The sequence below is a fragment of the Acinetobacter radioresistens DSM 6976 = NBRC 102413 = CIP 103788 genome (assembly GCF_006757745.1).
GTDB classification, from domain to species: Bacteria; Pseudomonadota; Gammaproteobacteria; order Pseudomonadales; family Moraxellaceae; genus Acinetobacter; species Acinetobacter radioresistens.
Window position 1 is genome coordinate 1,611,766 of record NZ_AP019740.1, and the last position, 21,369, is coordinate 1,633,134.

At 40.7% G+C, this 21,369-nt stretch carries 22 protein-coding genes; 10 read left to right on the forward strand and 12 right to left on the reverse strand.

Going from position 1 to position 21,369, the window contains the following annotated elements; translation table 11 throughout:
- The first annotated feature begins 79 nt into the window (after positions 1-79).
- Complete coding sequence (locus tag ACRAD_RS07580) at positions 80-781, forward strand: SIR2 family NAD-dependent protein deacylase (protein WP_005026203.1); 702 nt, start codon at positions 80-82, stop codon at positions 779-781.
- Positions 782-789: 8 nt separating this feature from the next.
- Here ACRAD_RS07580 and ACRAD_RS07585 read toward each other — a convergent pair whose 3' ends face one another.
- Together ACRAD_RS07585 and ACRAD_RS07590 are read right to left on the reverse strand one after the other, a co-directional pair.
- On the reverse strand, positions 790-2,199 hold the full coding sequence (locus ACRAD_RS07585) for a heavy metal sensor histidine kinase (protein WP_005026205.1): 1,410 nt from the start codon (positions 2,197-2,199) through the stop codon (positions 790-792).
- Complete coding sequence (locus ACRAD_RS07590; RefSeq protein WP_005026207.1) at positions 2,196-2,867, reverse strand: heavy metal response regulator transcription factor; 672 nt, start codon at positions 2,865-2,867, stop codon at positions 2,196-2,198. Before ACRAD_RS07590 ends, ACRAD_RS07585 begins: the two co-directional genes overlap by 4 nt.
- Positions 2,868-2,975: 108 nt before the next feature.
- On the opposite strand from ACRAD_RS07590, the gene ACRAD_RS07595 reads away from it, so the two are divergent.
- The 5 genes from ACRAD_RS07595 (at position 2,976) to ACRAD_RS07615 (ending at position 8,098) form a co-directional block, all read left to right on the forward strand.
- Positions 2,976-3,485, forward strand: coding sequence for a GlcG/HbpS family heme-binding protein (locus ACRAD_RS07595; protein WP_005026209.1), 510 nt, complete (start codon positions 2,976-2,978; stop codon positions 3,483-3,485).
- Between the two features lie 4 nt (positions 3,486-3,489).
- Positions 3,490-3,891, forward strand: coding sequence for a hydroxyisourate hydrolase (uraH, locus tag ACRAD_RS07600; RefSeq protein ID WP_005020012.1), 402 nt, complete (start codon positions 3,490-3,492; stop codon positions 3,889-3,891).
- A gap of 373 nt (positions 3,892-4,264) precedes the next feature.
- Positions 4,265-6,430, forward strand: coding sequence for a TonB-dependent receptor family protein (locus tag ACRAD_RS07605; protein WP_005026211.1), 2,166 nt, complete (start codon positions 4,265-4,267; stop codon positions 6,428-6,430).
- Between the two features lie 114 nt (positions 6,431-6,544).
- Complete coding sequence (trmA, locus tag ACRAD_RS07610; RefSeq protein ID WP_005026214.1) at positions 6,545-7,630, forward strand: tRNA (uridine(54)-C5)-methyltransferase TrmA; 1,086 nt, start codon at positions 6,545-6,547, stop codon at positions 7,628-7,630.
- 240 nt (positions 7,631-7,870) lie between these two features.
- Complete coding sequence (locus ACRAD_RS07615) at positions 7,871-8,098, forward strand: hypothetical protein (protein ID WP_005020007.1); 228 nt, start codon at positions 7,871-7,873, stop codon at positions 8,096-8,098.
- A 93-nt stretch (positions 8,099-8,191) separates the two neighbouring features.
- On the opposite strand, the gene ACRAD_RS07620 is transcribed toward ACRAD_RS07615, so the two are convergent.
- The 8 genes from ACRAD_RS07620 to rutD form a co-directional block, all read right to left on the reverse strand.
- On the reverse strand, positions 8,192-9,073 hold the full coding sequence (locus tag ACRAD_RS07620) for an NAD(P)-dependent oxidoreductase (protein ID WP_005026217.1): 882 nt from the start codon (positions 9,071-9,073) through the stop codon (positions 8,192-8,194).
- An 80-nt stretch (positions 9,074-9,153) separates the two neighbouring features.
- Positions 9,154-10,506 (reverse strand): solute carrier family 23 protein, encoded by a 1,353-nt coding sequence (locus ACRAD_RS07625; RefSeq protein ID WP_005026219.1) that lies wholly within the window; start codon positions 10,504-10,506, stop codon positions 9,154-9,156.
- 41 nt (positions 10,507-10,547) lie between these two features.
- Positions 10,548-11,075, reverse strand: coding sequence for an NADH-dependent FMN reductase RutF (rutF, locus tag ACRAD_RS07630; RefSeq protein ID WP_227548704.1), 528 nt, complete (start codon positions 11,073-11,075; stop codon positions 10,548-10,550).
- Between the two features lie 156 nt (positions 11,076-11,231).
- Positions 11,232-11,615 (reverse strand): pyrimidine utilization protein C, encoded by a 384-nt coding sequence (gene rutC, locus ACRAD_RS07635; RefSeq protein WP_005020003.1) that lies wholly within the window; start codon positions 11,613-11,615, stop codon positions 11,232-11,234.
- Between the two features lie 35 nt (positions 11,616-11,650).
- Entirely contained in the window at positions 11,651-12,391 is a 741-nt protein-coding gene (gene rutB / locus ACRAD_RS07640; RefSeq protein WP_005026223.1) for a pyrimidine utilization protein B, read from the reverse strand.
- Positions 12,388-13,500, reverse strand: coding sequence for a pyrimidine utilization protein A (gene rutA, locus ACRAD_RS07645; RefSeq protein WP_005026225.1), 1,113 nt, complete (start codon positions 13,498-13,500; stop codon positions 12,388-12,390). Before rutA ends, rutB begins: the two co-directional genes overlap by 4 nt.
- A gap of 787 nt (positions 13,501-14,287) precedes the next feature.
- Positions 14,288-14,887, reverse strand: a complete 600-nt coding sequence (locus ACRAD_RS07650; protein ID WP_005026227.1) for a malonic semialdehyde reductase — start codon at positions 14,885-14,887, stop codon at positions 14,288-14,290.
- 20 nt (positions 14,888-14,907) lie between these two features.
- Positions 14,908-15,690, reverse strand: coding sequence for a pyrimidine utilization protein D (rutD, locus tag ACRAD_RS07655; protein WP_005026229.1), 783 nt, complete (start codon positions 15,688-15,690; stop codon positions 14,908-14,910).
- A gap of 280 nt (positions 15,691-15,970) precedes the next feature.
- On the opposite strand from rutD, the gene ACRAD_RS07660 reads away from it, so the two are divergent.
- Positions 15,971-16,504, forward strand: coding sequence for a lecithin retinol acyltransferase family protein (locus ACRAD_RS07660; protein WP_005026231.1), 534 nt, complete (start codon positions 15,971-15,973; stop codon positions 16,502-16,504).
- Position 16,505: 1 nt separating this feature from the next.
- On the opposite strand, the gene ACRAD_RS07665 is transcribed toward ACRAD_RS07660, so the two are convergent.
- Together ACRAD_RS07665 and ACRAD_RS07670 are read right to left on the reverse strand one after the other, a co-directional pair.
- Positions 16,506-17,282, reverse strand: coding sequence for a hypothetical protein (locus ACRAD_RS07665; protein WP_005026234.1), 777 nt, complete (start codon positions 17,280-17,282; stop codon positions 16,506-16,508).
- A 57-nt stretch (positions 17,283-17,339) separates the two neighbouring features.
- Complete coding sequence (locus ACRAD_RS07670; protein WP_005026236.1) at positions 17,340-19,064, reverse strand: glutamine--tRNA ligase/YqeY domain fusion protein; 1,725 nt, start codon at positions 19,062-19,064, stop codon at positions 17,340-17,342.
- A 167-nt stretch (positions 19,065-19,231) separates the two neighbouring features.
- Between ACRAD_RS07670 and ACRAD_RS07675 the strand changes: the two genes are divergently transcribed.
- The 3 genes from ACRAD_RS07675 to nfsB all read left to right on the forward strand — a co-directional run bounded on the left by ACRAD_RS07675 (position 19,232) and on the right by nfsB (position 21,254).
- On the forward strand, positions 19,232-19,741 hold the full coding sequence (locus ACRAD_RS07675; protein WP_005019994.1) for a peptidylprolyl isomerase: 510 nt from the start codon (positions 19,232-19,234) through the stop codon (positions 19,739-19,741).
- Positions 19,742-19,759: 18 nt separating this feature from the next.
- Positions 19,760-20,479 carry a UDP-2,3-diacylglucosamine diphosphatase gene (locus ACRAD_RS07680; protein WP_005026238.1) on the forward strand — a complete coding sequence of 240 codons (720 nt, stop codon included), beginning with the start codon at positions 19,760-19,762 and terminating at the stop codon, positions 20,477-20,479.
- A gap of 121 nt (positions 20,480-20,600) precedes the next feature.
- A complete protein-coding gene (gene nfsB, locus ACRAD_RS07685; RefSeq protein WP_005026240.1) occupies positions 20,601-21,254 on the forward strand; it encodes an oxygen-insensitive NAD(P)H nitroreductase in 654 nt (217 codons plus the stop codon).
- Positions 21,255-21,369: the final 115 nt, after the last annotated feature.

Below are 21,369 nucleotides of genomic sequence, written 5' to 3' on the forward strand. Positions count from 1 at the left end.
ACTTCTAGCTAAAGCTTTAATATGTTGATTTAGCTGAATTACATTAGAAATAAACTTTAAGCAATGGAGCATAATAACTATGAAGAAACTGGTTGTTTTTTCTGGTGCAGGCATGAGTGCAGAAAGTGGAATTAATACCTTTCGCGACAGCAATGGACTTTGGGAGCAATACCGTATTGAGGAAGTCGCTACGCCTGAAGCCTGGTCCAAAAATCCTGAACTGGTACAACGATTTTATAATGAACGGCGTAAAAATATTCTTGATGCCGAGCCGAATGCTGCACATCAGGCTATTGCCAGTTTAGAAGATAATTTTAATGTCGAGGTGATTACCCAGAACATTGATGATCTGCACGAGCGCGCAGGAAGTAAGCGGGTATTACATTTACACGGGAATATTCGCCTAGCAAAGACATCAGGCCCGGACGCGCAATATACTGAAGAGTTTTATCCGGTTGACGGCTGGGAGCTTGACCTCCAGCAACATAAATGTCGGCAAGGTTATTCTTTGCGGCCCCATGTGGTCTGGTTTGGTGAAACTGTGCCTGCTTATGAACAGGCCATTAAACTTGCAAGACAGGCTGATATTTTTATTGTGATAGGTTCAACACTGTCAGTATATCCTGTTGCAGCTCTGGTTAATGAGATTCCTGCTCATTGTGAGGCTTACTATATTGACCCAAAAGCCGATCATGTGCAGCTCCCTGAACAGTACCAGTTACTTTCCATGACTGCCACGGAAGGAATGCGGTATTTAACAGAAAAATTAAAACGGTTATAAGAATGTTTTTATTTTCTGTTTACTGAATTGCTAGCTAAATGTTCAGGAAAATACAGACTAAACCGGACCCCTTCTGGCATATTTTTAACTTCTGTTATCCCTTCATGAATACTCATAATTGACTGAACAATTGCAAGCCCTAAACCTCCAGAACGTCCTTGCTGGTGTCTGGCCGGATCACATTGATAAAAGCGTTCAAACAAATGTGGCAAATGTTGTTCAGCAATATATACATCATATGTCAAAACATGAATTGCATTATATATTTTACCTGCCAGCGTTATCCGTTCAGCTATTATAGAAATATGGCCATTCTCTGTACTATATTCAATCGCATTGTTTAAAAGGTTGGAAACTGCTCTTTGAAACAATAAATAGTCAGCATGGATAAATGTAATCTTGAGGCGGCTGTTAATCTGCAGATTTTTTTCTTCAGCAATTAATTCGAAATATGCCAACAGTTCATTCAGACTACTTTTTAGATTAACCTCTATAATACTTAGGCTATTTTGAGAATGATCAGCACGTGCCAGAAATAGCATATTTTCAACCATCCTTTTCAGACGTTCATATTCTTCCAAATGGGAAAATAACAAATCCTGATAATCGGCCTTTTCACGATTTTGACTAAGCAGAATCTGCGTCTGTCCAATCAGATTATTTAAAGGCGTCCGAAACTCATGTGCCATATCTTCAGAAAAGCGGCTCAGTTGCTGATAACCTTGCTCAATCCGCTCCAGCATACTGTTCATGGCGGTAGAGAGTAGTCTGATTTCGTCACTTTGACTGGTTTCGCTGACACGCTGGTTCAGCTTTTGAATATTGATTAACCGGGTCTGCTCACTTAAATCTCTTAGTGGTGCAAGGCCATAATAACTGACTAAAGCACTCAATATACATACCGTCAAGATTCCTAGCCCAATGTAACCTACAAGCTTTAAGGCAAAGCTATAGAGGACCTGCTCTCGCTCATCGAACTGCTTACCTGCAATCAGCAAATACTGCTGTCCCTGATAATTGATTGTTTTCCATGCCAACCTTGTAGTGGCCTGCTGTTTCTTATTATCAATGAGCCAGGTTTGTTCGGCTTTAGGCAAAATGGGTATATGAATCTGTAAGGGATTAATATAAATCAGAGCAGTTCCGTTCTGATTTTCTAATATAAGCAGATTATCCTGATTTCCAAGCATATTTTCATAAAGTTTGGGCCGCTGAATCAGGCTATTTAAATCGCTAGAATTTTGAATCAGGAGTTCCAGCCGCTCTACCCTGGCTCGCAATGCTTCATCCTGCTGGCGCTTTAATACCTGATCCATACCATTGTAAGCCAGTAGACCTATCGCTAAAAACACTGCACAGGCAATACCGATAAATAATAAGCTCAGCCGAACTGCAAGCGAATGCCGGAATATACTCATGTGTTTGTATCAAGTTTATAGCCCATACCACGTATGGTATGAATCAGTTTAGGCTGATAAGCATCATCAATCTTAGCACGCAGGCGACGTACTGCTACATCAACCACATTGGTGTCAGTATCAAAATTGATATTCCAGACTTGGGAGGCAATTTGGGTACGTGTCATGATTTCGCCCTGATGCTCAGCCAGAAATCTGAGTAAAGCATATTCTTTGTTGGTTAATTCAATAAGGTCCCGGTCACGGTAAACCTTGTGTTCGAGCAAGTCGATTTTCAGATTCTCGACCTGCAACTGTTCGACTACTTTAGTAGATGAACGCCGTAACAAGGTTTTAACTCTTGCCAGTAACTCAATATAGGAAAAAGGTTTTACCAGATAGTCGTCAGCACCCAGTTCCAGACCTTTGACCCGGTCTAAAACACTGTCACGGGCGGTCAGGAATAATACCGGAACTTCCGAAAACTGGCGCAAGGTCTGAATCACCTGCCAGCCATCAAGCTCTGGTAACATCACATCTAGGATAACCAAGTCAATTGCATGCTGTTCAAATAGCATAAGACCTTCCCGTCCGTCATGTGCAAGCCATGTTCGGTAACCTGACTCAGTCAGACCCTTGGCCAGATAGCGCGCTATTTTCTGTTCATCTTCAATAATCAAGATATTCATTTCAAAACCATTTTTCCATTACGCCTAAATGACAAATCTGTAATCTACTTGTCATCCAACAAGACCACATCTCTTTTTATTATGTTTTCAGGATTTAAGGAGATACTCATGTTAAAGCCATCTTACTGGCCTGTTCTGACGGCAAGCTTTATTTTAGCTTCAGGTTTTATCACGACATTGTCTGCGAAAACACCTGAACCAATACAGCAATATAATTTAAGTCTAAAGCTTGCTGAACATTTAGCTGATCATACCATTACTGCCTGTCATGCCCAGCAAAAGAATATTGCAGTCGCGGTACTGGACCGGGGTGGCAATATACTGGTACTCAAACGTCACGAAAGTGTTGGTCCACATAATACCCTTGCGGCACAGCGTAAGGCTTATACTGCACTGTCTACCAAAACACGGACTTCTGTCCTGAACCGTAATGCTCAAAATAACCCTGAAGCCAGTAATTTGAACACCCTAAATGAACTGTTGCTACTCGGTGGCGGTATTCCAGTAACCTATAAAAATGAAGTGATTGGTGCAGTAGGAGTCGCAGGTGGAGGTGGTGCAGCACAAGATGAAGCATGCGCCGAACAGGGTGTCCAAAAAAGTTTATCACAGGAGTAAAAACATGAAAAAACTCATTATTGCCGGTTTAAGTCTATGTGCAGCCCAATTCAGTTTTGCTGCAGCTAATCCGCTCAGTGTGCATGTACTTAACCTAGAAACAGGCTTGCCTTCATCTAATGTTGAGGTCACGCTTGAAGAACAGATTAAAGGAAAATGGGTTCAAATCAGCCAGTCTAAAACCAATGAAAATGGCCGTATTACTGCACTTTATCCGGAAAACAAGAATTTTCATCAGGGGCTTTATAAAGTTACCTTTAAAACAGGTGACTGGTTTAAAACACAGAAACAGGATACTTTTTTTCCCGAAATTCCGGTCATTTTTGAAGTGAAGGGCACTGTACCCCACTATCATATTCCACTCCTACTCAGCCCTTATGGATATTCTACTTATCGTGGAAACTAATCAGTACTAAAATATTAGCCGGCGCTATAGTTTAAGCCGCTGGCTTTTTATTGATCTCTTTGAATTTTAAAAATATAAATAATCTTATTTCTCAAGTTATTCTACGACTTTTATACCAAGATACTACAGATAAATTCTGGTCAGCTGCATTTATTTCCATTTTAATACGCTTCTAATGCTGAGTTTTTATCTGAAATCAGGTTTAGAGTCATAGGGGAGCTTTAACTTATTCTTATAACAAATCTTTCCCTTATACTTTCATTGTTTTATATATGAATAAACATGGTCTGATCTTTTAAAAACTCAGCTTTTTTACCTTAAGAATCTAGTCTTAAATTCTTAGGCTATTAGTATTTACCAGTCCAGGATACTTATGAAAAGCTCTGCTTCCCTATCTGCCTTTCCATATAAAAAACTTCTTCTGAGTGCCTGCATTCTTCAGGCAAGCTGGGCTCAAGCACAAGAAGTTGTACAGCTTGCACCAATTACGCTTGAAGCTACACGTACCGATACGAGCTGGCTTGAAACACCGGCATCTGTCTATCGTATAGAACAGCCACAAAATCAGAATAATCTGGATGTGAATCTGTCAGAAACCCTAAAAGGTGTTCCAGGGCTGCAGATTAATAACCGTGAAAACTATGCGCAAGATCTGCAAATTTCCATGCGTGGCTTTGGTGCACGTTCAACATTCGGGGTACGCGGTATACGCTTATATGTTGATGGTATTCCTGCCACCATGCCGGATGGTCAAGGTCAGACCTCAAATATTGATTTGGGCAGTCTCGACCATATAGAAGTATTAAGTGGTCCATTCTCTTCCCTGTATGGAAATTCATCTGGCGGGACTATTCTTACCACGACACGTAAAGGCAAAGGTCGTGATTCTGTTGAATTGGGTTATGCCGAAGGCAGCCATCATAAAAACAAAACCAGTCTGGTTTTACAAGGTGGTGCAAATAAAGCAGGTGAACCAAGCTATATCATCAGTTCATCTTACTTTGACACTGACGGCTTTCGGGAACATAGTGCAGCACGTAAAGTCCTGAACAATGCAAAGCTGAGCTGGAATCTGGAAGATGGTTCTCAAGTTAACTGGGTAACCAACTATGTCAAGATTAATGCAGATGATCCACAAGGTTTGAACCGAGAGCAGTGGCAGAAAAATCCTCGCCAAGTCAATGATGTAAAGAATACCTATGATGTTCGCAAAGATATTGAGCAAACTCAAACAGGTGTAACGTGGACAAAACCAATTAATGATCAGCATGAACTCTATGTCATGACTTATGCCGGGCAGCGTCATGTGGTGCAATACCAGTCTATACCTCGATGCATATTTAAAAAAGATACCCAAGAATGTATACCTAATAGTACACAGCTAAACGCACGCCATGCCGGCGGTGTAATCGATTTTGACCGTATATATTACGGTACAGATTTGCGCTGGACCGGTAAAGAGCTACTGCCAAATACTACCCTAAGTATTGGTATGGCACTCGATGCAATGGATGAAGACCGGAAGGGTTATGAAAATTTTGTATTGAATAACAATACACCACAATATGGCGTAAAAGGTAACTTGCGTCGTGATGAGAAAAATACTTTATGGAATATTGACCCCTATATTCAGGCTTCTTGGCAATTCCTGCCAGACTGGCGGGTAGACAGTGGTCTGCGTTATAGCAATGTGCATTATGAATCTAAAGATAAATACATTAAGGGTCCCAATGAGGATGACAGTGGACAGACAGACTATCAGAAGCTTCTTCCCTCAATTGCATTAAGCTGGAATATCAGACCGGATTCAACACTTTATATTAGCTATGCTAAAGGCTTTGAAACACCAACCTTTACAGAAATGGCTTACCCTACCTTAGGAACTTCGGGGATTAATTTTGATTTGAAGCCAGCCAGCAGTGACAGTTATGAGCTTGGTTTCAAAACTCAGAATAATTGGGGCGATTTCAGTACGGCCATTTTCCATACTCAGACTCGCAATGACATTGTCTCGGCAGAGAGTAATAATGGCCGTAATACTTTTCAAAATGCCAAACGCACCCAGCGTGAAGGTATTGAGTTGTACTGGAATAAAAACTTGTGGCGGGAGCTTTATGCACAGGCAAGTTATAGTTATCTAAATGCCAAGTTTGATGCAGATATTCCTGGCTCAGACAGCCGTGAAACCGTATATAAAGGCAATATCATACCGGGAATTGCCAAAAATCAGGCCTATATCGCTTTAAACTGGCAACCCGAAACCGGTTTTCAGGCAGGACTTGATGTTCGCTACAATGATAAAATTTATGTAGACGATATTAATTCTGATACTGCACCAAGTTATACAGTTATGGCTGCGAATATTGGCTATGTATGGAAAAATGCTGACTGGAAAATCAATACTTTTGCCCGGGTAGATAACTTGCTTGATAAAGATTATGTAGGTTCAGTAATAGTAAATGATGGGAACAAACGTTTCTTCGAACCCGCAGATGGCCGCAACTGGAGTGCTGGTTTAAAAATGATCCGATCCTTCTAGTACTGTATAAAGACCGGCAAAAGCACAGCACGTTGAAAGGCAGGACTGATTTTTATTCCTGCCAATCTTTGTTAAGATGCAGCATCGATTTTCACCTGTTTTTGTTGATTCTTTATGACCGCGACCTATCAAGCCCAACTTGAAGCAAAAATTCAGCGTATTTCTACTCAATTTGCCGAATTTAACCCGCCTGCCCTGGAAGTATTTGAATCACCTGAACAGCATTTCCGGATGCGTGCTGAATTCCGTATCTGGCATACCGATCAGGATATTTTTTATGCCATGTTCGAACGTAATCCTGAAGACCAGCAAAAAACAGTTATTCGTGTAGATGAATTTCCAATTGCAGATCACAGCATTAACCAGCTTATGCCGATTTTACTTGCAGAACTCAAAGCAGACCCTCTGCTTGAAAAACGTCTGTTCGAGGTTGATTTCCTAGCTACTTTAAGCGGTGAGATGCTGGTTACACTGATTTATCACCGTAAACTCGACAATGAGTGGGAAAAGGCAGCAAGAACTCTGGCAGAAAAGTTAAATATTAAGATTATTGGGCGGAGCCGCGGTCAAAAGCTGGTATTAACTGATGACTTTGTTGTAGAAGAATTACAGGTATTAGAACAAAAATTTAAATATAAACAGATTGAAGGTGGTTTTACTCAGCCTAATGCAATTGTCTGCCAGAAAATGCTTGAATGGGCATGTAAAGCTGCCGAGGCATCACAAAAGCATCTTTTGGAACTCTATTGCGGTAATGGTAATTTTACGCTACCGCTTTCTTTAAAATTTGAGCGGGTGCTGGCAACCGAGCTGGCCAAAAGTTCAGTTTATGCAGCGCAATGGAATATTGAGCAAAATGGAATTAACAATATCCAGTTGGCCCGCCTCTCAGCTGAAGAGTTTACCCAAGCTTTCAATGGTGAACGTGAATTCAGACGTTTGCAGGAAGCAGAAATTGACATTCAGAGTTATGAGTTCGATACTGTTTTTGTTGATCCGCCACGTGCAGGAATCGATCTGGATACTTTAAAATTATTACAACGCTTTGACCGGATTATCTATATTTCCTGTAATCCTGACACCCTGCATGATAATCTTAAAATCTTATTAGAAAGCCACAAAATTTTAAAGTTTGCCATGTTTGACCAGTTTCCATATACCCATCATGTGGAGACAGGTATTTTGCTGGAAAAGATTTAAACAATTTGTATCATATGTAAAAGAGATTATTTTTATAATCTCTTTTTATTTTATAAAAAATATAACTAATACATATAGTTGTAAGTTATAAGATTTCTCCTCTGTCATAAAACTGTTAAGTCGTAACAGTAAAATTAAAAGTTTTAACTGTTGAGCTCATCTTTTAAGACCTAGGATGACTTGTATTTTATTTTAATTTGGCTATATTTCCGCATATGTTAGGTTGATTAATATAAATTTATGAGTTTTTGGCAAAAGCTGTTCTCCGCAGACCAGCAACAGAACGCACATAAAAACCAGGTTGTTTGTGTCGAAAATGATTGTGCATGTAAAAGCAATGCACAACTTTTGGAAGCGTTGGCGAAAGCCACCAATGAAGATGTCATCGCAGGGATTACCCGGGTATTGGTATCACGTGGTTATAGCCGCAAAGAATTGAGTGAAATTTCTCATCATCCAATTCAGTAAAATGCCTTGTTGAAAATAACCATAAAAAAGTCCTGTTTATATACAGGACTTTTTATTAACAAATATCTAATCATATAGAACAACAAGATTTATTCAGGCAGATTGCAGGGTTAGATTATTCCATTGCTCCAGCTGCTGTACCACACTGGAAAAGTCACTTTCTGAGGGTAGATTATTACTGGCAGAACGATACAGCTGCTGTGTTAACTGCAAAACCGGCATTATAGTTTGAGTTGAGCCTGCAAGCTGTGTAGCAATAGTGGCATCTTTCGCAAGCAGGTTTAATGCAAAAGTTAAAGGAAATTCACGACTCAACACGCGCTGTGCAAAAATATTATGAGACATATTACTTTGACCGCTTGAGGCATTAATACATTTTAGGGCTGCATCCAATTCGACCCCTTGGCTTTTTAAATTACACATACCTTCAGCCAACGCCCATAAATTTGCTGCCATCAAAATATTGTTTACCGCTTTTACTGCAAATCCCGAACCACTTTCGCCTACATGCTGAATCAGACCGGCAAAAGTTTGAATGGCCGGGTTTGCCTGCTCTAGCATATTCGGGTCTCCACCAACCATAACGGTTAAGGTGCCTTTTTCTGCCCCTATAGTCTGTCCTGAAACTGGCGCATCAAGATAGGTTACGCCCTGCTCTTTTAATTGTTGTTGTAGCCGCTGTGCTGATTGTGGCTCTCCACTGGTACAATCTACCCAGATACTACCCGTTTTAGGTTGTGCCTCTTGAATAATCTCCTCAACCTGCTTACTGGTAGGTAAACAGGAAAAAATAATATCGGCCTGTCCCGCTTCTTTAAGACTGGTGGCTTGTGTTGCGAACACTCTGGCATGTTCTTTGGCCTTGCTGGCAGTACGGTTCCAGACCCGGACATCTGTATATACTTTGGTCAAATGGCCTGCCATATGCCAGCCCATTGCACCCAAGCCAATGAATGCTACAGATTTTATTGTCATAGTTACTTCCATAAAAGATAAGGTTTTTTAAAAACTGATAAATTTTTTATCAACTACTTTGTATCTGTACTGTTCTAGATTTATTCTTTAACGGGCATGGCAGGTGAAGTTAAAGGTGTTGTACCTGAACCAGTTTTAAGAGTCCGTGTTTCACGATTAAAAACCAGATTCATCAGAATTGCAGCAAAGGTTGCAGTACCAATTCCGCCTAAATCAAAGTTGCCAATATGCAGAGAATAATTACCTGCACCCATAATTAGAGCGATCGCAGCGACGATCATATTGCCATTCTTGCTAAAATCTACCTGATTACTAATCCAGATACGTGCTCCTGCGATCGTAATTAGACCAAAAACTACAATTGAAGCGCCGCCCAGAATTGCTACTGGAATGGTGCTGATCAGACTACCGAATTTTGGGGATAAACCTAACAGGATTGCAAAAACACCAGCAATAACAAAGACAACAGTAGAATAAATTTTAGTGGCTGCCATTACCCCAATATTTTCAGCATAAGTCGTCATGCCTGTACCACCTACTGAAGCTGAAAGTGTGGTACATAAACCATCTGCAAAGAAAGCCCTTCCCATATATGGAGAGATATTTTGCCCGGTCATCGCACTGACCGCCTTAAAGTGGCCGAGGTTTTCAGCAATTAAAATAATAAACACAGGTGCGATCAATAAAATGGCATTAAGCTGGAATACCGGCTGATGAAAAGCAGGTAAACCGAACCAGGCAGCACTAGAAATAGCATTAAAATCGATTGGTTTGCCTAAACCCATGACATTGGCGCAGACAAAGTATATCGCGTAGGACATGACCAGACCGATCAGTAATAGTAGACGACGAATCATGCCTCGGGTAAAAACGGCAATCGTACCAATACATAAAATAGTTACAAGTGCCATCCATGCATCGAAATTATTGGCTGAAACACTTTTAATGGTAACCGGGGCAAGATTTAACCCGATAATCATGACAATTGTACCGGTTACTACAGGTGGCATCAGTTTCTCAATCCACTGAGTACCAGTTCGCATGACCATTAAACCTACAATTGCATATAAAACTCCACATACAATTGTTCCGCCTAAAGCAAGCGCGATATTGGGATTACTGCCAGCTCCAGCATAGCCAGTGGCTGCAGCTACGGCGCCAATGAATGCAAAACTTGATCCCAGATAACTCGGCACATGGCCGCCTGTAATGAGGAAAAATAAAATCGTACCGATACCCGTAATGAGCATCGTCAGGCTCGGATCAAAACCCATCAATAGAGGGGCCAGAATAGTTGCTCCAAACATGGCAAAAGCATGCTGGGCGCCCAGTACCATGCTTTGCCCTACTGGCAGATATTCATTCATTGCTACAGGCGTTTTTTCAAGATTTCCCCGATAGGGACGCCATCTGACAAACCAACGTTCTTTCATGTCTACTACCCCCAAAGTTTATTTTTATTTCTGCAATAGATTTAGTGGTGTTGAGTAAGCTGGTGATAGGCGCGGTCAAAATAAACCAGACTGCGAGCTCCTGATTTTTGTTGAATACTTAGTACTTCACAGAAAAAAATATCATGTGTACCTACGCTACTGATCTGTTTAACCTGACAGTCAAAAGCCAGCATGGCGTCTTGCAATACCGGTGAACCAGTCGTCAGGGTTTGCCATTCGCCCTGTGCAAAACGCTCTGCCATTGGTGTTTTGCCGCCGAACAGATTACTCAGATTTTTATGCTCCAAAGCGAGCGTGTTAACACATAACACCTGATTCTGCTTGAAAGTTTCATAGACTGATGCATTACGGTTCAGGCAGACCAATAATGTAGGTGGCGTATCGGTTACACTACATACAGCAGATGCAGTAAAGCCCGCACGTCCCGCTGATCCGTCGGTACTGATAATATTGACTGCTGCCGCCAGATTGCTCATGGCGTTCCTAAATAACTGCTGGGTTTCATTTAAAACCGGTTTTTCTGAGGCTGATGACTCTTTTAATTTCATCAGAGATGCCGAAAGTTTTGTACTCACTGCCAGATCTTTTGCTACAACTGAATTCATGTGTAATTCTCCTCAATAGTAGAAAGATGCCAGGTTCGTGCGGAATTTTTTAGCCTTTAATCTGTTCTAGCATCTTTCTCAATATGGTCCATGATGCGATTAGCCAATATGAGCAACCGAAGCAATTTCAATCAGAGCTTCGGGTTTCACCAGCCCGCATTGGATACAGAAACGGGCTGGTTTTTCATTTGGGAAAAATTCTCTATAGACAGTATTGATGGCAGCATAATCTGCCCAGTCTTTTAAAAATATGGAATTAAAGGTCACATCATCCATCGTACCGCCCGCTGTCTCGATGACATTCTGAATGGTACTAAGTACATGTCGGGTCTGGGCAGCAGCATCTCCTACAAAGACCACCTCATTATTTGTGTCTAAGGGTAAGGTACCGGATACATATACAATATTGTCGGCCAAGGTTGCTGGAACATAAGGTGCCAAAGGCGTACCAGTACCTTCTGGTATAATTACTGTTTTTGCCATGTTTCTTCTTCCAATTTTTTTATTTAAAAAATAACTTATGCTGCTGAGCTCTGGGACTGTTTTTGACTAAAACACTGTTGCATGCTGGCTACATCAGAAACCCAGCCAAAAAAGGTTTTAACGTTATATAAAGTGGCTTCATGCGCTTCACGCGGACCAGCCTGATAGCAAGCATCATCAAGTAATACACCGAAGTACTCCAGGAAGAAGCCATCTCTTAAGGTAGACTCTACGCAGACATTAGTCGCAATTCCGGTGAATAATAAATTACGGATACCACGTGCACGCAGCACACTGTCCAGACTAGTATTAAAGAAACCACTATAACGGGGTTTATCGATAACAATATCACCCGTTACAGGCTTTAGCTCATCAACCAGCTCATAGTCCCAGCCGCCTTTAGCCAGTAATTTTCCCTGTAGCTCCGGCTGCTTACGCATGGTTTTCAGGGCATTTGACTTATGAAAATTTGGCGAACCTGCTCCGCCAGCTTCTACATAATGCTGGTCCCAGCCATTTCTGAAATAAATCACCTGAATACCTGCCTGATGGGCAATATCCACAGCTTTTTTAATTTGCTCAATGACTGGTTGTGTAGTAGATACATCAAAACCGGCCAAGTCCAGATAACCACCTGAACTGGCATATGCATTTTGCATATCCACAATAATCAATGCTGTCTGTTTGGGATCGAGCTTGATTGCTTCAGGAGCAGCATTCAAAATTGGTGCAGAATCTGAAGTAAAGTCGGCACATATTGCTGATTTCATATTCATGCGCTTTTCTCCAGTGCAGTGACCTGGCTTGGTACAGGGCTATCTACTTCAATACGGCTTTTCATCAGTGGCTGAATTCGGGTTCCGAAATCTTCTACACCTTTTATAAAATCATCAAAAGTCAGAAGAATACCGTCTGTACCTTGAACTTCTGCAATTTCATCAAGCATGGCAGCCACTTTTTCATATGAACCTACCAGAGTTCCCATATTGATATTGACTGGAGATACACTGGAAGCCATGTGCCGTATATTGGTGTCATTACCTGAAATCTTGTCTTTTCCGCCTTGGTCCTGTAACCACTGAATAGCTTGCATGTCAGCCCCATTATTATAGTTTTGCCATTTTGCCTGAGCCTTTTCATCAGTTTCATCAGCAATGATCATAAACAGTACATAAGTCGAAACATCACGGCCTGTCTTATCTGTCTGTGTTTTTAGACGTTCATTAATACCGGCATAGGCCGTTGGAGTGTTTAAGCCCTTACCAAAAACGAAATTATAATCGGCATACTTTGCTGAAAATGCCAATCCTTCATCAGACTGGCCTGCACAGATAATTTTCATGTCTGCCTGAGGCACTGGCTTCACCTGGCAGTCATCCATCTTGAAAAAATCACCTTTAAAGTCAGAGTGGCCTGTTGCCCATAACTCTCTTAATACCTGCACATATTCTGAAAGATATTCATAACGTTTACCAAAGTACTCGTCTCCCGGCCACATACCCATCTGGCTATATTCTGGCTTTTGCCAGCCAGTTACTACATTCAGACCAAAGCGGCCATTAGAAATAGAATCAATTGTGGAAGCCATTCTTGCTACAATTGCCGGTGGCATAACTAATGTAGCAGCTGTTGCATAAATCTGGATTTTGGACGTAACCGCAGCCAAGCCAGCCATTAATGTAAATGTTTCCAGGTTATAATCCCAAAATTCAGTCTCCCCCCCGAAACCGCGCAACTTGATCATGGATAAAGCAAAGTCAAAACCGTAATGTTCAGCACGCTGTACGATTTCTTTATTCATTTCAAAACTTGGTTGATATTGTGGTGCTGTTTTCGAGAGCAACCATCCGTTATTACCAATTGGACAAAAAACGCCGACTTTCATATTCGTACCTCTCTTTTAAAACTTCTCGAGTAAAAGGACCAAGTACATCAGTTCTTCTTGCTTGTATTTTTATTAATGCAAGGTACATGCCAATATTTTTTATTCTTTAATATCAACATATTAATAAAAAATTGAGATATTATTTTTTTTACCATTTAGTCTAAATAGGTGTATCAAAAAGTATCACGCGCACAAAATATGTGCATACAGTGCAAAATTTAAAGGCTTTTGAAAATAACTAATAAGATGAGTAGCTTTCATAGAATCTTAGACTGGCTCTATCCAGAATAGAAATGAATAACAGAGTTAAACCAAGTTTAAATATCAAGCGCACCATGACGTAAAAAACAGCGGTACATTACTCGCAAAGGTATTAAAATTATTTTTAAGATCTATCTTGAGTTGTATAAATATAGAGAAAATTATTAAAAATCAGAATTAGGGCAGTTCTATTAAATATAAATACTGTGAATAAAACGAGTAATCTGTGCTTTAAAGCGCAATACGACTGCAACAGTGGCTTTTTTAAGCTTCTTATCAAATATAAGTGTTTCCTAAGAAAATAATCGAAGCATACTAATAAATATAAATTAGATAAGGGCTCAAGAGTAGTATTTTTAATTAGATAGTGCATCAGGAACAGAAATATAAGCATCTTCAATTAATCGCAGCAAAAATCTATTCAAAGCTAATTTTTTAACTATTAATAATTTATTTAAGATTTAGTATTTTGATTTTTTAGAATTACTTGAGCAGCAACAACGCGTATGTTCCTGCTCGATGGGCTTTAGAGTATTTTGCAGGTTTTTTCAAAATTCAGTCGAGGTAACCGCTCAAACAATTTTTCTGTAGCTCCATAGCCAATATTAATCAGCAGGTTAGATTTCCAACTGGTGCCTGCAAAAAAAGTTTCATCAATTAAAGCTGGATTAAAACCGGACATTGGACCGGTATCAAGCCCCAGGCTCCGACAGGCCAAAATCAGATAAGCTGCTTGCATGGAACTGTTACGAAAAGCCGTTTCATGTGCCAGTTCTGGACTTGAAGTAAACCATGACCGGGCATCTCCATGTGGGAAAAGTTCAGGCAGCTGCTCATAAAATTCTGCGTCATAAGCTACTACCACTGTTACGGGCGCGCTCATTGTCTTTTCCAGATTCCCTGATGATAAGGCCGGTTTAAGTTTGGCTTTGGCTCCTGCAGATCTGATAAACAAAAACCGCGCAGGTGAACAGTTTGCCGAAGTGGGAGCCATTTTCACCAGATCGTAAATCTGCATAAGCTGCTCATCGCTTACATCACGTTCCTGCCATGCATTATAGGTACGTGCTTCAGTAAATAACTGCTTGAGTACATCCTGCTCTAGGCCTTGCTGATAAATTGTCATTTTCTACTCCCTATATCAGATTAATCTGTTGTTTTAGTTAAAAATTTAATTAGTATCTCATTTACGCTTTGAGCTTGGGTTATGGTACTGGCATGACCGCCATTTGGTATTAATTCCAGTTCAGCATTTTTAATCAGCTTGGCAAGTGCCAGCCCCCGTTTCCATGGCACCAGAAAGTCATCCTGATTGGTTAACACCAGAGTAGGATTTTGAATCTGACGCGCCACTTCAAAAGGTTGATAATTCTGTAATGCATGAAGCCGTTTAAAGACATTTTCTAGAGGTGCAAAAATATCGATCATTTTGTTTTCCTGTTCATTCAATTGCAGTGAATGTGCGGAAATCCAGGCAGGCGGATATAAAAATAAGGCCTGAGCCCGTATATAAGCTTCAATACCTGCATACCGAAGTAAAGCAATACGGGTACTAAAACACTTTTCAGTATGCGAATCGAGCCGGTCCCAAGCATTAATCAGGACCAGTCTATTGACCAGCTCAGGATAAAGCCGCACAAGTTCTATGCCTATAAACCCACCTAGGGCATGTCCTATAAAATGACAGTTTTGCTGTTGGTGCTGTTTTAAAATTTTTGCCAGATGCTCTGCCAGATGCTGTATGGAATAATTTTCCGGTAATTCTGGACTCTGCGGTTCTATGCCTTCATGGTCATAGCAAATGACCTGAAAATATTCTCTTAATGCTTCAATCTGCGGCTGCCAAAAATTCGCGTGGCCACCTAGGCCCGAACTGAGCACCACTGTCTGAACAGAATGGTTTTTACAGGGATAAATTTCAACAGTCATACACTCATCTGCTTTAGTTGAATTGTTTTATTCCCAGCAAAAAACATACCAGTTTTGACCAAACGGTCAATTTTCCATGAAGCGTTAAATGAAAAATATTTTTATTTTAAAAGAATTGTATAAGCCACCCTTAACAGTTTTTTATTTTTTCTAAAAAATCTGAATATTCAATAAAAGTGTTAAAACGCGCTATATTGTGACAGCCTACACTAATTTTAGGTATAATCCTGACCCTGCTTTCAATAAAGTAATCCCAACGATTTATTGGAATAAAAACAATATGCAGTCACGACGCGTAAAACGCTTCACTGTTGGAGCGCATTTAATTGTTAAACATTTTGGCTATACTCACCATGGTATTTATGCCGGGCGTGGTCGTGTGATTCATTATTCTGGTTTTGCCCATCTATTTAAAAAACATCCTATCGAAATGACCTCACTCAAGAACTTTTCTCATGGCAAGAAAATTTCTGTACGCCACTATGAAGCTCCAAAATATAGTGGCCGCACGGTAGTTAGACGTATGTGTTCCCGCATGCATGAGAATCAGTATCATCTTATTATTAACAACTGTGAGCATTTATGTAGCTGGGCCATTACCGGGGTCGAGAGCAGCCCGCAAGTGGTGAAGATGATGAATCGTCTGACAACTATCGGTTATGTCAGTTCAATCATGAGCTATATGAACAGCATGATGATTACCGTGGCTACCACATCCTTTGCGCTAGTATTGTATATCAAGAAAAAACTGCGGGATAAGGCAAAAATGCAGATTCCTTCTTATCTCATCTATAAACAGGAAGAAAAAAAGTAGTCTAATGGGTTTTATTGTTTAAAAAGATAAGTGGTTTCATTGCATATTGAAATAGCAATTGCAGAGTGATTGCTGCAATTATGGCAAGGATAAGCGCAAACCAGAAACTCATATATGGCCATGCCATTACCAATATAAAAAAGAAAAGTACAAGCGAATATAAGCCCCGTACTGTACCCCGATATAGAGTAGTGACCGCGTCGGCACCTTGTGTAATATGCGTAAAAACTGCCAGAATCGAACCAATAATTGGAAAAACTGCCAGTAATCCACTCCATGTTCCACCCACCAGATCAGCAGCCTGTGTAACTATCAGCGTGAATACTCCACCTGCTAACATTCGTACCGGCAGATCTTTTGCATGAGCTGCAGGTCGATACACCCAATTTTTCCGAGGTAATAAGTACGGTGTGAAGATCAAACCGAGTAATGCTATACAAAGGGCAAGATAAATATTTTGTGGTAAAAGTACCAGAAAGCTAGAAATAACACTCCAAACCAGCGTTGCCAGAAGAAAAGTCATCCACCAGTTAAGTTTCAGACTTAACCAGCAATAAGCTATCCCAAAACTCAGTAAGGCAATTACACCTGTAACAGCTGCTGTCGCAGTATATATACCAAACCCAACCCCCTGCTCTAAAGCAACCAGCACCACTATCGGGCCAGCAACTACCGGCATACCGGCCAATATACCGGCAACCGTTGTTCCCCAGCGCCGGCCAGCCAGACTGACCAGTAAGATAAAAGCAGGCACTATTAGCAGCTTTAACCATATCATATTTATATTATGCCCTTTAAAAAAAGAAGCCTCTTTCACAAGAGGCTTCTTTTAAGCTTATTTACCCGGTTTAAAACTGTCTCTCAAATCGAGAATTCTATTAAATACCGGTTTTTCAGGAGAATGGTCATAACGATCGGCCACAAAATAACCTTCACGCTCGAACTGGAAACGGTCTTCCGGTTGAGCTTGTGCCAGTGCAGGTTCAATTACCGCCTGAAGCACTTTGAGTGATTCAGGATTAAGGTTAGCCAGGAAGTCATCTCCAGTTTCTGGATCTGCTTCAGTAAACAGGTGATCATAAATACGGACTTCTGCCGGTATACCTTGGGTTGCAGAAACCCAGTGGATAACACCTTTTACTTTACGCCCTTCCGGATTTTTACCCAGAGTTTCCGTATCAATTGAACATTTCAATTCTACTACCTCACCGCTTTCATCTTTAATAACTTCATCGCATTTAATGACATAAGCATGACGTAAACGAACTTCACCATCTGGTATGAGGCGTTTAAAACCTTTTGGCGGCACTTCTTCAAAATCTTTACGGTCAATATAGATTTCAGAGGTCAGCGGAATCCTCCGCTCACCCATATCTACATTTGGATGGCGCGCATGAACCAGATCCATGGCTTCTGGCAGATTAGTTAAAATTACTTTAAGTGGATTTAGGACTGCCATACCACGTGCTGCACTATTTTCCAGTGACTGACGGATGCAGAACTCCAGCATTGCCACATCAACAATACCGTCAGTTTTCGAAACGCCTACTCGCTTGCAAAAATCACGCAATCCTTCTGGAGTAAAACCGCGACGGCGCATACCAACAACTGTTGGCATTCGAGGATCATCCCAGCCATGTACATGCCCACCTTCTACCAGCTTACGCAGTTTACGTTTTGAAGTAATAGTATAATCGACATTCAGACGGCTAGATTCGTACTGGCGCGGTACAGCGGGTGAGTGGACTTTCTCGACGACCCAATCATAAAAAGGACGGTGGTCCTGGAATTCCAGAGTACAAAGCGAATGTGTGATGCCTTCAATCGCATCAGACAACGGATGGGCATAATCGTACATCGGGTAGATTTTCCATTTATTGCCTGTTTGATGATGCTCAGAATGCAACACACGATACAGAATCGGATCACGCATGTGGACATTTGGTGAAGCCATATCAATTTTAGCGCGGAGTACCGCTTCACCTTCACTCAGTTCACCATTACGCATCTGCTCAAAGCGTGTCAGATTCTCTTCAACACTTGCATCACGATAAGGTGAGTTTTTGCCTGACTCTACAAAAGAGCCACGATTTAACTTAATCTGTTCTGGAGTCTGCAAGTCTACATAGGCATCGCCCTGCTGAATCAACTGAAGCGCCCATGTATAGAGCTGATCAAAGTAGCTTGATGCATAACGCGGCTCACCTTCCCATTGAAATCCAAGCCATTTCACATCATTAGCAATGCCATCTACATATTCCTGCTCTTCGGCATCTGGATTGGTGTCGTCAAAACGCAAGTTACATGCACCTTGATATTCTTCTGCAATTCCAAAGTTCAGACAGATAGCCTTTACATGACCAATATGCAAATAGCCATTCGGCTCTGGTGGGAAGCGGGTGATTACTTTCTGGGTACGCCCGGCAGCCAGATCATCACTAATGACCTGACGGATAAAGTCTAAGCCTGCCTGTTGTTGTTGCTGCGCTTGATCGACTATGGCTTCATTATTTGGTGTCGGGTTATTTGGCAGGGATGAAACAACATCATTGGGCTTCATAATAGATAATTCACTTCTAAATCAAAAAATGAGGATAATTAAAACGCTATTCAGTTTTTTTAACAAAGAAAATAACGTTTTTACTTGCCTTGTAGTTTACAGTTTGCTTATGCTTCTCTCAACCAAAAAACCCATGGCATTTTTGTCCATGTTCAGGAGATTAACCAATGAGTTTTCCTCAAGTCGAATTAAACACCAATAAAGGTCGTATTGTTCTTGAGCTTAATACTGAAAAAGCACCTAAAACTGCTGAAAACTTCCTGCAATATGTTCGTGACGGCTTTTATGACGGCGTTATCTTTCACCGTGTGATTGACGGTTTCATGATCCAAGGTGGTGGCTTCGACGAAAACTTTAAAGAAAAAGCAACTCGCGATGCAATCGAAAATGAAGCAGATAACGGCCTGAGCAATGACGAAGGTACGATTGCAATGGCACGTACCCAGGCTCCTCACTCTGCATCTGCCCAGTTTTTCATTAACGTGAAAAATAACTCTTTCCTTAACCATACAGGTAAAACTGCTCAAGGTTGGGGTTATGCAGTGTTCGGTAAGGTTGTTGAAGGTATGGACGTTGTTAATGAGATTAAAAATGTCCGTACTGGTAACCGTGGTTACCATGCCGATGTTCCTCTGGAAAATGTTGTAATCGAATCTGCTAAAATTATCTCTGAATAATTTTATACAGGACACCTTGTGACCTATCTGTTTATTTCAGATTTACATTTGTCACCTGAACACCCTCGACTTGTTCGGGGGTTTTTAGACTTATTAAAATATTATGCAAACCAGCATACCCAGCTCTATATTTTAGGAGACTGGTTTAATGCCTGGATCGGTGATGATTATTCCGCGCCTTGGCTGGATGAAATTGTTCAGGCTTTACAGCAGTTCCAACAAGCTGGTAACACTATCTATTTTCAGGCCGGAAATCGTGACTTTGCCCTAGGCCAAAAATTCTTGGACCAGTTTCACGGTGTTCTATTGCCAGATATATATCAGTTGAGTATTGGTGCTTTAGCGTTCCGGCTAGAACATGGAGATGCACTTTGTACTGATGATATATCTTATCAACGCTTTAAAAAGATAATTCGCAACCCACTTTTGCTGGGCTTTCTAAAGCGTCTACCACTCGGTTTTAGACAAAAGCTGGCCAATGGATTCCGTCAAAAAAGTGCTGAGACCAAGCAGACCAAAGCTTATGAAATTATGGATGTTAACCAGCATACAGTTGAGCAGGTTCTAGAAAATTCCGATATTTTGATTCACGGCCATACACATCGCCCTGCAATTCATGAAATATATAATAAAAAGCGTATTGTGCTAGGTGACTGGAGAGAGCGTTCTGCTCAAATTCTGGAGATAAATCCGCTAGCAGAGCAAACAGAGTTAAAGTTGATAAGCTGGAATTATTAAACAAACAATATAATCCTGCTTCTTTAAGATAAAAATTGATTGAATTTACGAGTATTATTTAAAAAATATCGTATGATCAATCTCAATGATTTGAACCTAAATGCAGTGATGGAGTACATATATGGATCTGCTTGATATCGTACATAACCGCTATACGACTAAAGCTTATGACCCAACCAAGAAAATTTCACAGGAGCAGTTTGAACGCTTCCTGGAAATACTTCGTTATACTCCTTCATCAATTAACATTCAGCCTTGGCATTTCTTTATCGCTGATCATGAATCTGCCAAACAGCGTATTGCGAAAGCTCTGGTGGGCAAGTACAGTTATAACGCACCTAAAGTATTAGACTCTTCCCATACTATTTTATTTTGTACTAAAGCCAATATTACTGAAGAACATCTTGAGCATTTGTTAAATCAAGATGCAGCAAGTGGGCGCTTCAAGGATGAAACAGCCAAACAAGGTCAGAAAGACAGCCGTAGTGGTTATGTTGATTATTACCGCAATGAAAAAGGTGATGTCCAGCGTTGGGCTGAAAATCAGACTTTTATTGCTCTTGGGCAAATGCTATTGGCAGCAGGTATTGAAGGTGTGGACGCTACCCCTATTGGTGGATTTAATGAAGATATTATCAGTGCAGAATTAGGCCTAACTGAATTAGGCTTAGTTCCATCAGTATTACTTACATTAGGCTACCGCAGTGCAAGCGATTTTAATGCCAAGTTACCTAAATCACGCTTGGATAGAGAACAAATTTTTACCAAGCTATAAAATTCTAAATTGAGGAGAGGATATCTCTCCTTTTATAATTGTCATCATAATTTTATATAAAAATTTTAAAATCATTCAAAAACTGGAAATAAAAAACAATGTTACCTATTCCCAA

What these genes read in the sequence shown, in the direction of transcription:
- ACRAD_RS07580 (WP_005026203.1), top strand. Translation starts at nt 80, where the DNA reads ATGAAGAAACTGGTTGTTTTTTCTGGTGCAGGCATGAGTGCAGAAAGT.
- ACRAD_RS07585 (WP_005026205.1), bottom strand. Translation starts at nt 2,199, where the DNA reads ATGAGTATATTCCGGCATTCGCTTGCAGTTCGGCTGAGCTTATTATTT.
- ACRAD_RS07590 (WP_005026207.1), bottom strand. Translation starts at nt 2,867, where the DNA reads ATGAATATCTTGATTATTGAAGATGAACAGAAAATAGCGCGCTATCTG.
- ACRAD_RS07595 (WP_005026209.1), top strand. Translation starts at nt 2,976, where the DNA reads ATGTTAAAGCCATCTTACTGGCCTGTTCTGACGGCAAGCTTTATTTTA.
- uraH (WP_005020012.1), top strand. Translation starts at nt 3,490, where the DNA reads ATGAAAAAACTCATTATTGCCGGTTTAAGTCTATGTGCAGCCCAATTC.
- ACRAD_RS07605 (WP_005026211.1), top strand. Translation starts at nt 4,265, where the DNA reads ATGAAAAGCTCTGCTTCCCTATCTGCCTTTCCATATAAAAAACTTCTT.
- trmA (WP_005026214.1), top strand. Translation starts at nt 6,545, where the DNA reads ATGACCGCGACCTATCAAGCCCAACTTGAAGCAAAAATTCAGCGTATT.
- ACRAD_RS07615 (WP_005020007.1), top strand. Translation starts at nt 7,871, where the DNA reads ATGAGTTTTTGGCAAAAGCTGTTCTCCGCAGACCAGCAACAGAACGCA.
- ACRAD_RS07620 (WP_005026217.1), bottom strand. Translation starts at nt 9,073, where the DNA reads ATGACAATAAAATCTGTAGCATTCATTGGCTTGGGTGCAATGGGCTGG.
- ACRAD_RS07625 (WP_005026219.1), bottom strand. Translation starts at nt 10,506, where the DNA reads ATGAAAGAACGTTGGTTTGTCAGATGGCGTCCCTATCGGGGAAATCTT.
- rutF (WP_227548704.1), bottom strand. Translation starts at nt 11,075, where the DNA reads ATGAAATTAAAAGAGTCATCAGCCTCAGAAAAACCGGTTTTAAATGAA.
- rutC (WP_005020003.1), bottom strand. Translation starts at nt 11,615, where the DNA reads ATGGCAAAAACAGTAATTATACCAGAAGGTACTGGTACGCCTTTGGCA.
- rutB (WP_005026223.1), bottom strand. Translation starts at nt 12,391, where the DNA reads ATGAATATGAAATCAGCAATATGTGCCGACTTTACTTCAGATTCTGCA.
- rutA (WP_005026225.1), bottom strand. Translation starts at nt 13,500, where the DNA reads ATGAAAGTCGGCGTTTTTTGTCCAATTGGTAATAACGGATGGTTGCTC.
- ACRAD_RS07650 (WP_005026227.1), bottom strand. Translation starts at nt 14,887, where the DNA reads ATGACAATTTATCAGCAAGGCCTAGAGCAGGATGTACTCAAGCAGTTA.
- rutD (WP_005026229.1), bottom strand. Translation starts at nt 15,690, where the DNA reads ATGACTGTTGAAATTTATCCCTGTAAAAACCATTCTGTTCAGACAGTG.
- ACRAD_RS07660 (WP_005026231.1), top strand. Translation starts at nt 15,971, where the DNA reads ATGCAGTCACGACGCGTAAAACGCTTCACTGTTGGAGCGCATTTAATT.
- ACRAD_RS07665 (WP_005026234.1), bottom strand. Translation starts at nt 17,282, where the DNA reads ATGATATGGTTAAAGCTGCTAATAGTGCCTGCTTTTATCTTACTGGTC.
- ACRAD_RS07670 (WP_005026236.1), bottom strand. Translation starts at nt 19,064, where the DNA reads ATGAAGCCCAATGATGTTGTTTCATCCCTGCCAAATAACCCGACACCA.
- ACRAD_RS07675 (WP_005019994.1), top strand. Translation starts at nt 19,232, where the DNA reads ATGAGTTTTCCTCAAGTCGAATTAAACACCAATAAAGGTCGTATTGTT.
- nfsB (WP_005026240.1), top strand. Translation starts at nt 20,601, where the DNA reads ATGGATCTGCTTGATATCGTACATAACCGCTATACGACTAAAGCTTAT.